Source organism: Sandarakinorhabdus glacialis, assembly GCF_014643455.1.
GTDB classification, from domain to species: domain Bacteria; phylum Pseudomonadota; class Alphaproteobacteria; order Sphingomonadales; family Sphingomonadaceae; genus Sandarakinorhabdus; species Sandarakinorhabdus glacialis.
Map to the genome: position 1 here is coordinate 15,418 of NZ_BMJM01000001.1, position 14,354 is coordinate 29,771.

The 14,354-nt window shown below is 66.7% G+C and carries 15 protein-coding genes; 5 read left to right on the plus strand and 10 right to left on the minus strand.

Features of this window, described 5'->3' with window-relative positions; genetic code table 11:
- Positions 1 to 13: 13 nt before the first annotated feature.
- Positions 14 to 592 (plus strand): hypothetical protein, encoded by a 579-nt coding sequence (locus tag IEW98_RS00090; RefSeq protein ID WP_188760875.1) that lies wholly within the window; start codon positions 14 to 16, stop codon positions 590 to 592.
- A gap of 131 nt (positions 593 to 723) precedes the next feature.
- Here the strand turns inward: IEW98_RS00090 and IEW98_RS00095 are convergent, their stop codons facing one another.
- The 3 genes from IEW98_RS00095 to IEW98_RS00105 are packed head-to-tail and all read right to left on the minus strand — an operon-like array spanning position 724 to position 2,830.
- Positions 724 to 1,131 carry a DUF1489 family protein gene (locus IEW98_RS00095; protein WP_188760876.1) on the minus strand — a complete coding sequence of 136 codons (408 nt, stop codon included), beginning with the start codon at positions 1,129 to 1,131 and terminating at the stop codon, positions 724 to 726.
- A 1-nt stretch (position 1,132) separates the two neighbouring features.
- Entirely contained in the window at positions 1,133 to 2,539 is a 1,407-nt protein-coding gene (gene mgtE, locus IEW98_RS00100; RefSeq protein WP_188760877.1) for a magnesium transporter, read from the minus strand.
- Positions 2,540 to 2,590: 51 nt separating this feature from the next.
- Entirely contained in the window at positions 2,591 to 2,830 is a 240-nt protein-coding gene (locus IEW98_RS00105; RefSeq protein ID WP_188760878.1) for a hypothetical protein, read from the minus strand.
- 121 nt (positions 2,831 to 2,951) lie between these two features.
- On the opposite strand from IEW98_RS00105, the gene IEW98_RS00110 reads away from it, so the two are divergent.
- The gene (locus IEW98_RS00110) at positions 2,952 to 3,878 is read left to right on the plus strand and encodes a LysR substrate-binding domain-containing protein (protein WP_308785494.1); all 927 of its coding nucleotides are present in this window, start codon (positions 2,952 to 2,954) and stop codon (positions 3,876 to 3,878) included.
- A gap of 32 nt (positions 3,879 to 3,910) precedes the next feature.
- Positions 3,911 to 4,357 (plus strand): nuclear transport factor 2 family protein, encoded by a 447-nt coding sequence (locus tag IEW98_RS00115; RefSeq protein ID WP_188760879.1) that lies wholly within the window; start codon positions 3,911 to 3,913, stop codon positions 4,355 to 4,357.
- On the opposite strand, the gene queA is transcribed toward IEW98_RS00115, so the two are convergent.
- The 4 genes from queA to IEW98_RS00135 form a co-directional block, all read right to left on the minus strand.
- Positions 4,349 to 5,371: a tRNA preQ1(34) S-adenosylmethionine ribosyltransferase-isomerase QueA gene (queA, locus tag IEW98_RS00120; RefSeq protein WP_188760880.1), complete on the minus strand. Its 1,023-nt coding sequence runs from the start codon at positions 5,369 to 5,371 to the stop codon at positions 4,349 to 4,351. The two genes, IEW98_RS00115 and queA, sit on opposite strands and share 9 nt — an antisense overlap.
- Positions 5,372 to 5,532: 161 nt before the next feature.
- Positions 5,533 to 6,705 carry a glycosyltransferase gene (locus IEW98_RS00125; RefSeq protein ID WP_188760881.1) on the minus strand — a complete coding sequence of 391 codons (1,173 nt, stop codon included), beginning with the start codon at positions 6,703 to 6,705 and terminating at the stop codon, positions 5,533 to 5,535.
- Positions 6,705 to 7,262: a DUF2141 domain-containing protein gene (locus IEW98_RS00130; protein WP_188760882.1), complete on the minus strand. Its 558-nt coding sequence runs from the start codon at positions 7,260 to 7,262 to the stop codon at positions 6,705 to 6,707. The genes IEW98_RS00125 and IEW98_RS00130 overlap by 1 nt, the downstream gene beginning before the upstream one ends.
- Complete coding sequence (locus IEW98_RS00135) at positions 7,259 to 8,203, minus strand: hypothetical protein (RefSeq protein ID WP_188761405.1); 945 nt, start codon at positions 8,201 to 8,203, stop codon at positions 7,259 to 7,261. Before IEW98_RS00135 ends, IEW98_RS00130 begins: the two co-directional genes overlap by 4 nt.
- A gap of 248 nt (positions 8,204 to 8,451) precedes the next feature.
- On the opposite strand from IEW98_RS00135, the gene IEW98_RS00140 reads away from it, so the two are divergent.
- Together IEW98_RS00140 and IEW98_RS00145 are read left to right on the plus strand one after the other, a co-directional pair.
- Complete coding sequence (locus IEW98_RS00140) at positions 8,452 to 9,600, plus strand: acyl-CoA dehydrogenase family protein (RefSeq protein ID WP_188760883.1); 1,149 nt, start codon at positions 8,452 to 8,454, stop codon at positions 9,598 to 9,600.
- On the plus strand, positions 9,597 to 10,580 hold the full coding sequence (locus IEW98_RS00145) for an acyl-CoA dehydrogenase family protein (RefSeq protein ID WP_188760884.1): 984 nt from the start codon (positions 9,597 to 9,599) through the stop codon (positions 10,578 to 10,580). Before IEW98_RS00140 ends, IEW98_RS00145 begins: the two co-directional genes overlap by 4 nt.
- Before the next feature lie 100 nt (positions 10,581 to 10,680).
- Here IEW98_RS00145 and IEW98_RS00150 read toward each other — a convergent pair whose 3' ends face one another.
- Genes IEW98_RS00150 through cysD form a run of 3 tightly spaced genes read right to left on the minus strand, consistent with a single transcriptional unit; the run spans position 10,681 to position 14,201 of the window.
- Positions 10,681 to 11,412, minus strand: a complete 732-nt coding sequence (locus tag IEW98_RS00150; RefSeq protein WP_188760885.1) for a 3'(2'),5'-bisphosphate nucleotidase CysQ — start codon at positions 11,410 to 11,412, stop codon at positions 10,681 to 10,683.
- Positions 11,409 to 13,298 carry a sulfate adenylyltransferase subunit CysN gene (gene cysN, locus IEW98_RS00155; RefSeq protein WP_188760886.1) on the minus strand — a complete coding sequence of 630 codons (1,890 nt, stop codon included), beginning with the start codon at positions 13,296 to 13,298 and terminating at the stop codon, positions 11,409 to 11,411. Before cysN ends, IEW98_RS00150 begins: the two co-directional genes overlap by 4 nt.
- The gene (cysD, locus tag IEW98_RS00160; protein ID WP_188760887.1) at positions 13,299 to 14,201 is read right to left on the minus strand and encodes a sulfate adenylyltransferase subunit CysD; all 903 of its coding nucleotides are present in this window, start codon (positions 14,199 to 14,201) and stop codon (positions 13,299 to 13,301) included.
- Between the last annotated feature and the right edge of the window lie 153 nt (positions 14,202 to 14,354).

Here is a 14,354-nt window from a genome sequence, read left to right on the forward strand (position 1 = left end):
CGGGAGAAACTTCATGCGCCGTATCGCCGTATCCATCCTTGTCACAGCCTTGGCATCGGGCGCGGCCCCGGCCGTCGCGCAGGCACCCTCCGACCTGCTGCGCTGCGCCGCTGTCCCGCGCGATGCCGAGCGGCTCGCCTGCTACGACGCCGCCGTCCTCGCCGCATCGCCCGAGGCGCGCGCCGCCATCGAACGCCGCGCCGCCGAATCGGCCCGCCTCGCCGCTGCCGAAGCCGCCGCTGCCGCAGTCGCCGCCGAGGCCAAGGCAAAAGCCGATTCCGCCGCCCGCGAAGTCGCCCAGCGCGAATCCTTCGGTGCCGAAAACGTCGCCGCCCGCAGCGCCGAACGCTTCGTGCCCGACAAGAACGAGCTGCAGCAGATCGAATCGAGCATCACCGACGTGCTCAAGAACACCTCCGGCCTCGACGTCTACCTGCTCGCGAACGGGCAAATGTGGCGCCAGGCCGATACCGGCGGCACCCCGCCCGCCCGCGCCGGCGACAAGGTCAAAGTCAGCCGCTCGGCCCTCGGCGGCTTCCACCTGACCTTTCTCAAGCAAGGGCGCCGCGTGCTGGTCAAGCGTATGCGGTAGAGGCTTCTGCAACTGTCATCCCGGGCTTGACCCGGGACCCAGTTGCTTCTTTGCGCAGAGAAGCAACTTGGTCCCGGGTCAAGCCCGGGATGACAGCAGACGGTCCGCACCGCCGGGATGGCCCCGACACCTCAAAGCAACCACAACGACTGCAACTCCCGCACCATCCCGACCGGCAGCGCCTCCTCGTCGGTCGCATACTGGCCCCCCGCATCCCCCGGCGCATCACCCGCCTCGAAATACCGCCAGCCCTGGTGCGCCTTGCGCGGCACCTGCACCACCGGTACCGGCCCGGGCACCAGCCCGACCCGGCACTTCACCCCCCACGGCGTCGTCACAATCTCGAGCGACAATATCTGTTGCCGCGCGACGATCCGGTGCCTGATGATCCAGAACATCGATCCGCCGATCAGTTCCTCGGCGCGCTTGGGCATGAACCGCGTCAGCGAGCACGCCTCCGCACCCCAGCGTTCCTGCTGCAACCGCGCCAGTGTCTCGATATCGGGGCAGCCCACCGCTACCTTCGTCAGGTGGAGCATGTCAGGACAGGTTTGCCACGCCGACCATCGTCGCCAGCCCGAGGAACGACAGGAACCCCAAGGTATCGGTCATCATCGTCACGAAGACCGACGACGCCACCGCCGGATCGGCACCCCAGCGTTCGAGCGCGACCGGCACCATCACCCCGGCCAGCCCCGCCACCATGATGTTGAACAGCACCGCCGCGGCGATCACCAGCCCGAGCACCGGATTGCCGAAGATCACCGCGGTGCCGATGCCGACAAGCGCCGCGATCGTGCCGCCGTTGAGCATGGCAACGCGGATTTCGCGCCAGATCGTCCGCTGGGTGTTGCTCTCGGTCAGCTGGTTGGTCGCCAGCGCGCGCACCGCCACCGCCATCGTCTGGGTGCCGGCATTGCCGCCGACGCTCGCCACGATCGGCGTCAGCGCAGCAAGCACCACCAGCTTCTCGATCGTCGGCTCGAACATGGTGATCACCGACGACGACACCATCGCCGTGCCCAGATTGGCGATCAGCCACCGCGACCGCGTCTTGTAGGTCTCGAGGATCGGCTCGTTGATATCGCCATCGCCGGCGCCCGACAGCTTGAGCGCATCCTCGCCGGCTTCCTCCTGGATGATATGAACGACGTCATCGACGGTGATCACCCCGACCAGCCGCCCGCCGCCATCGACGACCGCCGCCGAGATCAGCGCGTATTTCTGGAACAGCAGCGCCACTTCCTCCTGGTCCATGTCGACCGGGATCAAGGTCTGCTCGCGCTGCATGACATCGGCGACGGCGACCTCCGGCGGTGTCGTCAGCAACCAAGACAGCCGCATCGTGCCGACCGGGCGCCGCTCGGTATCGATGACGAAGATTTCCCAGAAATCGGTCGCCGGATCGATGGTGACCCGGACCTGCTCGATGACGTCGCCGACCGTCACCGCCTCGGGGACTGCCACGAGCTCGCGCTGCATCAACCGCCCGGCGGATTCCTCGGGATAATTCAACGCCGCGACGATATCGGCGCGGTCCTCGGGCGCCAGCGCGTCGAGCACCTCGCGCGCCTCGTCGTCCTCGAGATCCTCGATGATCGCCACCGCGTCATCGGTATCGAGCTGCATCACCATCTCGGCGACGGCACCCACCGACATCGCCGCCAGCACGTCCTCGCGGACATAATCCGCCAGTTCGGCCATCACATCGGCATCGAGCGCCTCGCCGATCGCCACCGCCAGCGGCCCGCGGTCGTTTTCGGGCACCAGCGCGAACAGTTCGGCGATATCTGCGGGTCGCAGCGGCGCCACCATCGCCCGCACCGCCTCGTCGTCGCCGCGCTCGAGCCGCGTCGCGACATCGCTGACGAAACCGCGCGACAAATGCCCCTCGTCGAACGCCTCGCGCGGGGTCTCCGCCTCGGTCTGGGGGGTGGGCTCGGCCATCCCCGCCTTATAGCGGGGCGGGTGGCCGGCGCCACCCGCCACTTGCCCTTGTCAGGCCGCGCTCAACCCGAGCGCGGCAGGCAATACCGCGACACCGACAAACGCCGCCCCGACGATGAACGCCGCCACTGCCAGGGCAAATCGGCGCAGGTGTTCGAGATTATGTTCGATCATCACATTCACTCCTGTCTGCATCGGACGGATGTACCGCCGGCCAACGAGGCTCACGAACGCGCTGAACTCGGGACCATGATCGGCCCAGGCCCGTGCCTCGTGCTGGTCGAGCATCATGCTCGTTCTCCCTTGCTGCGGATCATCCCGCTGCACCCGATTTGCGCCTTCCGGCTTCGCACCGCCAACGAAACGATAGACAGGGGGCATAAGCCAGGCTTATCGTCCACCGACGCGCCAGCTGCCGCCGCTCGCCGCCGTCCGGGTCTTCGAGGCCGCGGCGCGCCACGGCAATTTTACCCGCGCCGCCGCCGAACTCGGCATGACCCAGGCCGCCGTCAGCTACCAGGTCCGCCTGCTCGAGGAACGCCTCGGCGCGCCGCTTTTCCACCGCGACAAGGGCCGCGTCGTCCTCACCGAAGCCGGCCACCGCGCCGCGCCGCTGGTGACCGCGTCGTTCGACGCCCTTGCCGATGCCTTCGCCGTTGTCCGCATCGAGACCGCCGCCGTGTTGACGATCAGCGCGGCGGTGACCGTTGCCGCCAACTGGCTGGCGCCGCGGCTGGGCAGTTTCCAGCTGCGCCACCCCGATCTCGCCGTTCGCCTCGACGCCTCCGACACCATCGTCGATTTCGCGCGCGACAAGGCCGATATCGCCATCCGCTCGGCTCGCAGCATCAGTCCCGGACTCCACAGCGATAGCCTGTTCCCAAGCCACTTCACCGTCATGGCGAGCCCCGAATTCCTCGCCCGCTACAGACTGTCGGCACCAGCCGACATTCTCGCCGTGCCGCGCCTGTCGCCCGACGACAGCTGGTGGCCATTGTGGCTGGCGGCTGCCGGCGTCACCGAAGGCAGTGCGCCGCACGTCGGCCTGCGGCTCGATTCGCAAGTCATCGAAGGCGCCGCCGCGCTCGCCGGACAGGGCGCGGCGCTGCTCAACGCCCGCATGTGGCAGCGCGAGATCGCCCAGGGCCGGCTCATCGCGCCGTTCGACATCACTGCGACCAGCGGCGCCTGGTTCTGGCTGGTTTGTGCCGAAGGCCGCCGCAACATTCCCAAGATCAGCCACTTTCGCGAATGGCTGCTCGCCGAGATCGCCGGCGAAGCACGCTTGGCAAACGACCCAGCGCTTTTGCCAAACGACAACAAGCCGGCGACGCTCTAGACTTGCCGGCAGATCAGAAAAGGCAGCCCCGCATGACCGTCGATATGCTCCAGCGCTGGCACGACTATATCAGGAACCCCGATCACGCGGTGCTGCTCGAAATGCTTCACCCCGACGTGATCTTCGAAAGCCCCGTCGTCCACACCCCGCAGCACGGCCGCGATATCACCTTCAAATATCTCGCCAGCGCCGACAAGGTCCTTGGCGGACCCGGTTTCACCTACACCGGCGAATGGCGCGCCCAGAACAGCGCCATCCTCGAATTCGAGAACGTCATCCGCGGCATCAAGGTCAACGGCATCGACATGATCACCTGGAACGACGCCGGCCAGATCACCCACTTCAAGGTCATGGTCCGGCCCCTGAAAGCGATCCAGCTCGTCCACCAGATGATGGGCGAGATGCTCGCGGCCGCTTCCGCCGCCCCCGCCAGCGCGGCCGCTTCCGCCGCCCCAGCCAGCGCGGCCGCGTCAGGGTAGCAGCAAGCTTCCGTCGCCATAAGAATAGAACCGGTACCCGTCGGCGATGGCGTGCGCATAGGCAGCGCGCATGACCTCCACTCCCATCAGCGCCGACACCAGCATGAACAGCGTCGACTTCGGCAAATGAAAGTTCGTCACCAGCCCATCGACCGCGCCGAAGCGATACCCCGGCGTGATGAAAATCGACGTGTCGCCGGTAAATTCCCCGATGACGCCGCCCGACACCGCCGATTCAAGCAGCCGCAGCGACGTCGTGCCCACCGCGATCACCCGGCCTCCCGCCGCCCGCGCCGCGTTTAACCGCGTCGCCGTCGCCGCATCGATACTGCCCCATTCGGCATGCATCCGGTGATCGTCGGTGTCATCGACCTTGACCGGCAAGAACGTTCCCGCCCCCACATGCAGCGTCACCGTCTCGCGCCCGACGCCCGCCGCCGCCAACTCCGCCCATAATTCCGGCGTGAAATGCAGCCCCGCCGTCGGCGCCGCCACCGCGCCATCCCGCGCCGCGTGCAAGGTCTGGTAATCCTCCGCATCGCGCGCATCGGTCGCCCGCTTCGACGCAATATACGGCGGCAACGGCATCGCGCCCGCCGCAATCATCGCCTCGGCCAGCACCCCGTCGCTGAAAAACCGCCACAGCACCGCCCCCTCGTCACCGCGTTCGAGCACCTCGCCGTGCAACCCCGCCCCGAACTCGGTCACATCGCCGATCCGCAGCCGCCGCGCATTCCGCACAAAGCTCCACCACACATCCGTCGCCTCGCGCTTGTGCAACGTCACTCCGATCCGCGCCTCGCCTTTCACGCCCTGCAACTGCGCCGGGATGACCCGCGTATCGTTGACCACCAGCACATCGCCGGCCCGCAACCGCCCCGGCAGATCCCGCATCCCCAAATCCGCCAACACACTGCCGCGAACCTCCAGCATCCGCGCCGCATCTCGCGGACTTACCGGCCGCAGGGCAATGTTCTCGGTGGGCAATTCAAAGTCAAAATCGGAAACGCGCATGGCGTCCCCATAGATTGCTCGATGAAAACAAGAAAGCAGAGCCTCCGGCGGTTGAGGCCTTGGCCCCAATCCCCATCTAATTTCGTCACCCCGGCGAAGGCCGGGGCCCATCTCCTATGCTTGCGAATTGAGGGGGCCAAGGCCCCAGCCGCCGCCGCCCCTCAGGCCACCAGCAACCGCCGCGCCGCAATCCCCTCATACGCCCCGAACAGCGCCTCGAAATGCCGATCCATTGTCCGCACCCCCGGCGCCGCCGCCGCCGAAGCGGCCCTCAGCGCGGGCAACTCGTCGATAGCCGCCCCGATCGCGCTCGCCGCACTCGCCGCATCGCCCGTCACATACGCCATGCCCTGGCCCGGCACGAGCTGGTCGAAAGCAGCCCCCGAATCCGGCACCACCATCGGCAATCCCGAAGCGCGCGCCTCCGCCTGCACCATGCCGAAGGTTTCCGCCGACGATCCATGCACCAGCAGGTCGGCACTCGCCATCAGCCGCGCGAATTCGGCACGGTTACCGATCGGCGCCAGCAACTGGACATGCGGGTTTTCGCCGGCCGCGCGCACCACCGACGCCCGGGCATGGCCATCGCCGATGATCGCCAGCCCGAGCGGCCGGTCCAGCCCCGCCGATTCCGCCCCCGCAATCACCATCGGCCAGCGCTTCTCCGGTGAAAACCGCCCGCTGCCCAGCAACAGCGTCGCATCCTCGGGCAACCCGCAGCGCTCGAGCAACCGTGCCCGCAATGCCGGATCGCGGTGCGCCGGCGAGAAAATCCCCGGCTCGACTCCCATCGGGATGGTCTCGACGCGCAGCATGCCGCCGCCCGCCAGCCGCTCGGTCAGGCTCGGCGCCGCGCTGATCACCAGGTCGAACGCCGCATCGAGCCGGCGCAAATGCCGCCAGAACCAGTCGAAGCCGCGATCGATCGTCTTGTGGCTGGCAACGCCCTCAAACCAGCGATACGCCCAGGCCGAAAGCGGCTCGGCGTGCATGATCAGCGCCCGCGGCGCCGCCCCGCGCCATTCGGCCACCGCCGTTGCACTCCCCCAAGGCGAGGACGCCTCGACGAAATCGGGCCGCCACGCATCGAGCGCGTCGTGGATCACCGCGTCGCTGTCGAAATAGAAATAGCTGCGATCGAGCGGAAACCGCGGCGACGGTATGTTGACCAGCCGCGCCCTTGGCCCGAACGCCTCGACGCTGTCGTCGGCGCCCGGCACGATAACGGTCAGCTCGTGCCCAAGGCGCACCGCGGCGCGCAACTTGTGCCGCGTATAGGTCCGGATGCCGCCCCCGGTGGGCGAGTACAGCGCCGAGATATCGACGATGTGCATCAGCGCTTTTTGAGCGGCCCGAAGCTGAACAGCCCGCGGCGATAATTCATCCGCACGCTGATCTCGCTGACGCCCCCGGTGGACACCACCCGTGCCATCGCCGCCTTGGGTTTCGACAGCGACAGCTTGGGGTTGCTGCCGAACCCGACGCCATCGGTCGACAGCCCGAACTTGCGGTTTGCGTCGCGGTCGTGGAGCACCGACAGCGAATAATTCCCCGGCCCCGGCGTGCGGATGCACAATTCCACCGGCCCCGATGGCGGCACCGGCTGCTCGACGCGGTGGAACATCTTGCCGGCGCGCTTCAGCACCTTGTCGGACGCGAGGAAATCATCCTCGTTGTCGGGGTACAACTCCAGCCGCAGTAGACCGCCCCGATCCTTCAACCCGGTGACGGTGACCATCAACGCCGGCCCGGTCTCGCCGGGCCGGCAACGCCCTTCGGCCTTGCCGAGATCACGCGACGGCATGCCGAATTCGACCTCGGGCGGAACATCCTTCGCCAGCGCCGGCCCAGCAGCAATCGCGGCCGCCAGCATTGCAATCGACACCCTCATCGCTGCGCCGGCTCCCGCGCATTCCGCGCCATCCCTTGCGCATCGGCCGCCGTCAGCATCAGGCCCAGCCCCATGTGCGTCGCCAGGATGATGCTCGCCATCATCGTCATCAACGCCCCGATCTCGGCATCGCGGCCGATCATGAAGACCGCCAGTCCGGCAAACACCAGGTCCTTGTTGGGCAGCAGCGGCAGCCGCGACAACAGCATCCGCAATGCCGCCAGCAGCAGCCACCATTGCAGCGCCACCTGCGGCAACGCCAGATGCCAGCACAGCGCCGCCAGCCCGGTCGTCGAAAAAATCCGCACCAAATGGACCCCGCCGACAAAGCGCAGGTCCGGCCGCGACAGGCTGAACAGTTTCTTGCGGAACAGCAGGACGACGCTCGAGGTCGCCACCACCACCGCCACCGAGATCAGCAGCGTGCGGCCATCGATGCCCAGGTTCAGCGCGCCGAGCAGCGGATAGGCCAGCAGCAACAGCCCCAAAGTCACTGCGTTCGCGACCATCGCCGACAGGATGGCGACATCCTTGATCGCCCCGAACGGCGTGGACGTCATCTCGGTCCGCCGCCGCGCCCAGGTGTAGAGATACAATTCGCCGACATAGCCAAACAGCAGTTCATTGCCGATCAGCTTGCGCAACAACGCGGTGATGCCCGCCGCCGGGATCTGCCACAGCCGGCGATAGATCACCCAGTCCGCCACCGGCCCCGCCATGTACGATGCGGCGAAAACCAGCCAGAACAGCGGCGATGTCGGCAACAGCGCCCGCACATCGGCGAAATCGACCGTCCGCAGCTGCAGGATGACCGCGACCAGCACTGACGCCGAGATCGCAGCGCCGACCCACCAGGTCCAGCCGCGCTCGCGTGTCGCCAGCGGCGCCGGATCGGCGGTTCGGGCGCCGGCGTTCATCACGGCACCGTTCGCGGCGCCCATCACGGAAGCGCCTGTGGCGCCGGAGCTATAGTTCATCACGGGCGCAACACATCCGATCACTAATCAGGCGCCCCTAGGCCGCCAATATGGCAATAAAGGGACAGGTGGGGGGCCGTCCACGCCATCGCAAGCGCGCTTAACAAATCCCAACGCCCAATCCTCGCCATTCGCTCCCACGCTGCGCACTCTCGCCGCACCTGCGTTTTCCATTCGTTGCCATGTGCCATCACCGCCGCCATACCCGGGGCATGGCCACCGCCTTTGCCCTCCCGCCGTTTGTCCAGCCCGAGGGCGCTGCCCAGGTCCGCGCCGGCATCCGCGCCTTTCTCGCCGCCAACCCGCCGCCAACCGACCCGGTGCTCCGCGCCAATTGCTGGTCGGTCGCCGACCCCGCATTCTCGCGCGCACTCGGCAGCGCCGGCTATCTCGGCATGGTCTGGCCCACCCAGTACGGCGGCCACGCCCGCCCGCCGATGGAGCGCTACATCGTCCTCGAGGAGCTTCTCGCCGCCGGCGCCTCGGTCGGCGCACACTGGATCGCCGATCGCCAGACCGGGCCGCTGCTGCTCCGCTACGGCACCGAGGCCCAGCGCCGCCGCTACCTCCCCGGCATCGCCGCCGGCACACTTTTCGCCTGCATCGGGCTGTCCGAACCCGGCGCCGGATCGGACCTCGCCAGCGTCCGCTCGCGCGCCGATCGCGTCGCCGGCGGCTGGCGGTTGGGCGGCCAGAAACTCTGGACCAGCGGCGCCCACCACGCCCATGTCATGCTCGCGCTCATGCGCTCCGAACCCGGCAGCGAGCGCCAGCAGGGCCTCAGCCAGTTCCTCATCGATCTGAGCGCCCCCGGCGTCACCATCCGTCCGGTCATCGATCTCGTCGGCAATCACGACTTCAACGAGGTCTTTTTCGACGACGTTTTCATCCCCGATTACGCGCTGGTCGGCACAGAAGGGCAGGGCTGGCCGCAGGTCACCGCCGAACTCGCTCTCGAACGCTCGGGCCCCGAACGCTACCTCAGCAGCCACGCGTTGCTCGTGACCCTCATCGACACCGCCCGCGCCGCCGGCGCCGAAAATCCCGCACTCAACGCCGTCATCGGGCGCCTCGTTGCCGAGCTCTGGACCCTGCGCCAGATGTCGATGGCAACCGCAGCCAAGCTTGCGGGCGGCGGCGACCCGAGTGTCGAGGCCGCCATCGTCAAGGATCTCGGCAACGACTTCGAACAGCGCCTGCCGCTCGCCATCCAGTCGGTCCTCGATCTCGATCTCGACGCATCGAGTCCGCTGGTCCGCGTCCTCGCCCACCTCCTCCAGGTAAGCCCCAGCTTCTCGCTGCGCGGCGGCACCCGCGAAATCTTGCGCGGCATCATTGCCAGGGGGCTTGGTTTGCGATGAGCCAGATGCGCCAACAGATCACCGAAGCCGCCGAAGCGCTGTTCGCCGACACGCCCGACTGGGCCCGGCTCGCCGAGGCCGGCTTCCCGCTGCTCCTCGTCCCCGAGGACGTTGGCGGGACTGGCGGCGGCATCGGCGGCGACTGGGGCGATGCCTTTGCCGTCCTCCGCGTCGCCGGCGCCAACGCGCTGCCGCACCCGCTCGGCGAGGCCATGCTCGCCGCCCACCTGCTCGCCCGCGCCGACATCACCCAGCCGCCCGGCCTGACCGTGATCGGCAGCGGCGGCGGCCAGTGGCAGGGCGATCGCTTCACCGGCTGGGTCGCCGCCGTGCCCTGGGGCCGCGACGCCGATCACGTCCTCGCCGCCATCGACACCGGCGCCGACGACCCGGTCATGCTGCTGCTGCCGCGCCCAACCACCGTCACCCCCGGCCAAAGCCCGGCCGGCGAACCTCGGGACCGGCTCGATTATGTCGCCACGTCGGGCCTCGCACTCGGCAACGCCGACCACAGCCTCTACGGCGCCTTCCTGCGCACCGCGCAATCCTCGGGCGCCCTCGACGCCGCGCTGACGCTGGCCATCGATCACGTCAACGCCCGCATCCAGTTCGGCAAGCCGCTATCCAAGCTCCAGGCCGTCCAGCAATCACTCGCCGTCCTCGCCCAGGAATGCGCCGCCACCGCCATCGCCGGCGCCGCAGCGGCACAAGCGCTCGACCGCGGGCAGGGGGCGATGGAGATGATGGCCGCCAAGCTGCGCACCAACATGGCCATCCACAAGGGCGTCGCGCTCGCCCACCAGGTCCACGGCGCCATCGGCTTCACCCAGGATTACCCACTCCACCGCCTGACCCGCCGCCTGATGGGCTGGCGCAGCGAATTCGGCGGCGACCGCTGGGCCGAACTCCTCGGTGCCGCCACGATGCTCGAAACCGGCCAAACCCTCTGGACCGACATCACCCGAAGAAGCGACCAATAACCCTTGCCCTCCCCCTCAGCCGTAGGCGACGCCTTCGCGTCAACGGGGGAGGCGAGAGACGCGTCTTCGCGACCCGGGTGGGGGTGTCTCCCCTAACCGGCTAAACCAACCCCCGAACCAACCCCAAAACCTCATCCGCCCTCGCGCGATGACAAATCAGCAAATCCGGCAACAACGGATCCGTCCGATTATAAACCAGCGGCGACCCATCGACCCGGCTGGCATGCAACCCCGCCGCCAACGCCACCGCCGCCGGCGCACAATTATCCCACTCATACTGGCCACCAGTATGCAGATAGATATCTGCCTCGCCGCGCAGCACCGCCATCGCCTTCGCCCCCGCACTTCCCATCGGCACGAGCTCACACCCTAGCGCCTCGGCGATCTTCACCGCTTCACGCGCCGGCCGCGTCCGACTCACCAACATCCGCAGCGGCCGGTTCTCGGCCTTCAACACCGGCGGAAACTCCGTACAAAAGCAAAGCCCCATCGCCGGCAACGCCACCGCCCCCTCGGTCGCCACGCCGTTGATCGACAGCCCGACATGCACCGCCCAGTCATCACGCCGTTCGCCATATTCACGCGTGCCATCCAATGGATCGACAATCCATATCCGTCGCGATTTGAGCCGCGCCGGGTCGGCAGTCTCCTCCTCCGACAGGATCGCATCGTCCGGCCGCTCGCGCCGCAGCGCATCGAGGATCAGGCGATTTGCTGCCCGGTCGCCCTCCGCGCCCAACGCCTTGCCATCGGGATCCTCGTTGTCGCGCAACTGCAGCAGCAACCGCCCCGCCGCATTCGCCAGTTCCCGCGCCAAGGCCGCGTCATTCATCCAATAACCCTGTCGACAATCATCATCGCCGCATCCTCGGCGCTCATCAACGACGTGTCGATGCGGATTTCAGGCGCTTCGGGCGCCTCATACGGACTGTCGATGCCGGTAAAGTTCTTCAATGTCCCGGCCCGCGCCTTCGCATAAAGCCCCTTCACATCGCGCGCCTCGGCTGCCGCCAGCGACGTATCGACATGGATCTCGACGAACTCGCCCGGCGCCATCATCGATCGCACCATCGCCCGCTCGGCGCGAAAGGGCGAGATGAACGCGGTGATCACGATCAGGCCGGCATCGGTCATCAACTTCGCCACCTCACCGACCCGTCGGATATTCTCGATACGGTCGGCGTCGGTAAAGCCCAAATCCTTGTTCAGCCCATGCCGGACATTGTCGCCATCGAGCAAAAACACATGCCGGTTCATCCGGTGCAACTGCTTCGCCACCAAATCGGCGATCGTCGATTTGCCGGCGCCCGAAAGCCCGGTCAGCCACAACACCTTGGGTTGCTGATTCTTCAACTGCGCCATCGCCTCGCGGCCGATGCTCATAGCCTGCAGATGGATATTCTGCGACCGCCGCAGCGCAAAATTGACCATCCCCGCCGCCACAGTGGCGTTCGTCACCCGGTCGATCAGGATGAACCCGCCCAGTTCGCGGCTATCGGCATAGGCCTCGAACACGATCGGCGCCGCCGTCGTAACCGCCGCCACGCCGATAGCATTGAGCTCGAGCGTCTTCGCCGCCATCTGCTCCATCGTGTTGACATTGATCTGGTATTTCGGCGCCGCCACCGTTGCCGCGACAGTCTGCGTGCCGATCTTCATCAGATACGACCGCCCCGGCAGCAACGCCTCCTCGGCCATCCACACCAAAGTCGTCTCGAACTGGTCGGCAACCTGCGGCGGATCAGCCGCCGCCGCGATGACATTGCCGCGCGAACAATCGATCTCGTCCGTCAGCGTCAGCGTCACCGCCTGACCGGCCACCGCGCGGGCGAGATCGCCATCCGCCGTTACCACTCGCGCCACCGTCGAGGTTCGCCCACCCGGCAACACCCGCACCGCATCGCCCGGCGCCACGCTCCCCCCGGAAATTGTCCCGGCAAAGCCGCGAAAATCGAGATTCGGTCGATTGACCCACTGCACCGGCAGCCGGAAACTGCGCGCCTGCTCGGCCTCGGCAACGACCTCGACATCCTCCAGCCAGCCGAGCAACGTCGGCCCGCCGTACCAAGGCGTATTCGCCGAAGCCGTGGTGATGTTATCCCCGCCCAGGCCCGAAATCGGCACCGCAGCCACCGCCTCGAGCCCGATCTCCTCGGCGAATGCCCGATATTCGCCGACGATCGTGTCGAACACCGCTTGATCGAACCCAATTAAATCCATCTTGTTGACCGCGAGCATGACGTGCCGAATCCCGAGCAATTTCGCCAGATAAGAATGCCGCCGCGTCTGCGTGAGCACGCCCTTGCGCGCATCGACCAGCACGATCGCCGCATCCGCCGTCGATGCACCGGTCACCATGTTGCGGGTATATTGCTCGTGCCCCGGACAGTCCGCGATGATGAACTTGGCGCGCTCGGTGGCAAAGAACCGGTACGCCACATCGATGGTGATGCCCTGTTCACGCTCCGCCGCCAACCCGTCGACCAGCAGCGCAAAATCGATCCCCGCACCTTGCGTACCGACGCGCTTGCTGTCGGCCTCGAGCGCCGAAAGCTGGTCATCGAAAATCTGCTTCGAATCGTACAGCAACCGCCCGATCAGCGTCGACTTGCCATCATCGACCGACCCACAGGTGATCACCCGCAACAGCGATTTATCGGCGTGCGCCGCCAGATAAGCACCGATATCCTCGGCGATCAGCGCTTCGGGTACAAACACCTAGAAATACCCCTCGGCTTTTTTCTTCTCCATGCTCGCGGCCTGGTCATGGTCGATCGCCCGCCCCTGCCGCTCCGAAGTCGTCGTCAGCAGCATTTCCTGGATAACCTCGGGCAAGGTCGCCGCCTCGCTCTCGACCGCACCACTCAGCGGGTAACAGCCCAATGTACGAAACCGCACAGAACGCATTTCGGGCACCCGGCCATGCAGCGGAAACCGTTCGTCGTCGACCATGATCAACATGCCGCCATGCTCGACCACAGGCCGCTTCGCCGCCAAGTACAGATCGACAATCTCGATCCTCTCGGCATCGATATATTGCCAGATATCGAGCTCGGTCCAGTTCGAGATCGGGAACACCCGCATGCTCTCTTCAGGCCCGGTCCGCGTATTGTAAAGCCGCCACAATTCCGGCCGCTGCGCCTTGGGATCCCAGCGATGCCCGGCCCCGCGAAAGCTGAAAACGCGTTCTTTCGCACGCGATTTCTCCTCGTCGCGCCGCGCCCCACCAAATGCTGCATCGAAGCCATAATGATCGAGCGCCTGCTTCAGCCCCTGCGTCTTCCACACATCGGTATGCACCGACGAACCATGGTCGAACGGATTGATACCCGCCGCCACTGCCTCGGGATTTTGCCACACCAGCAGCTCCATCCCGGCATTTTTCGCGGCTTTCTCGCGCAGCGCGTACATCGCCCGAAACTTCCACGTCGTATCGACATGGAGCAGCGGAAACGGCGGCGGCGCCGGATAAAACGCCTTGCGCGCCAGGTGCAGCATCACCGCTGAATCCTTGCCGATCGAATAGAGCATCACCGGCCGCTCGGCCTCGGCGACCGTCTCGCGCAGAATATGGATGCTCTCGGCCTCGAGCCGCTGCAGATGGGATAGATGAACCGTCATGCTGCGGTCATAACAGCCAGCCAACGAAGCGCGCGCGCAAAAAACTACTCACGCCAAAGGCAAAGCTTGTCTCTTCGGGAGGGGACGCCCCAATCTTCCCCCCTCCCTTCTTCAGCCGCAGGCGACGCCTTCGCGTCAACGGAGGGGCCGGGG

Coding starts and splice junctions, on each gene's coding strand:
- IEW98_RS00090 (WP_188760875.1), top strand. CDS start 14: ATGCGCCGTATCGCCGTATCCATCCTTGTCACAGCCTTGGCATCGGGC.
- IEW98_RS00095 (WP_188760876.1), bottom strand. CDS start 1,131: ATGCTCCACCTGACGAAGGTAGCGGTGGGCTGCCCCGATATCGAGACA.
- mgtE (WP_188760877.1), bottom strand. CDS start 2,539: ATGGCCGAGCCCACCCCCCAGACCGAGGCGGAGACCCCGCGCGAGGCG.
- IEW98_RS00105 (WP_188760878.1), bottom strand. CDS start 2,830: ATGATGCTCGACCAGCACGAGGCACGGGCCTGGGCCGATCATGGTCCC.
- IEW98_RS00115 (WP_188760879.1), top strand. CDS start 3,911: ATGACCGTCGATATGCTCCAGCGCTGGCACGACTATATCAGGAACCCC.
- queA (WP_188760880.1), bottom strand. CDS start 5,371: ATGCGCGTTTCCGATTTTGACTTTGAATTGCCCACCGAGAACATTGCC.
- IEW98_RS00125 (WP_188760881.1), bottom strand. CDS start 6,705: ATGCACATCGTCGATATCTCGGCGCTGTACTCGCCCACCGGGGGCGGC.
- IEW98_RS00130 (WP_188760882.1), bottom strand. CDS start 7,262: ATGAGGGTGTCGATTGCAATGCTGGCGGCCGCGATTGCTGCTGGGCCG.
- IEW98_RS00135 (WP_188761405.1), bottom strand. CDS start 8,203: ATGGGCGCCGCGAACGGTGCCGTGATGAACGCCGGCGCCCGAACCGCC.
- IEW98_RS00140 (WP_188760883.1), top strand. CDS start 8,452: ATGGCCACCGCCTTTGCCCTCCCGCCGTTTGTCCAGCCCGAGGGCGCT.
- IEW98_RS00145 (WP_188760884.1), top strand. CDS start 9,597: ATGAGCCAGATGCGCCAACAGATCACCGAAGCCGCCGAAGCGCTGTTC.
- IEW98_RS00150 (WP_188760885.1), bottom strand. CDS start 11,412: ATGAATGACGCGGCCTTGGCGCGGGAACTGGCGAATGCGGCGGGGCGG.
- cysD (WP_188760887.1), bottom strand. CDS start 14,201: ATGACGGTTCATCTATCCCATCTGCAGCGGCTCGAGGCCGAGAGCATC.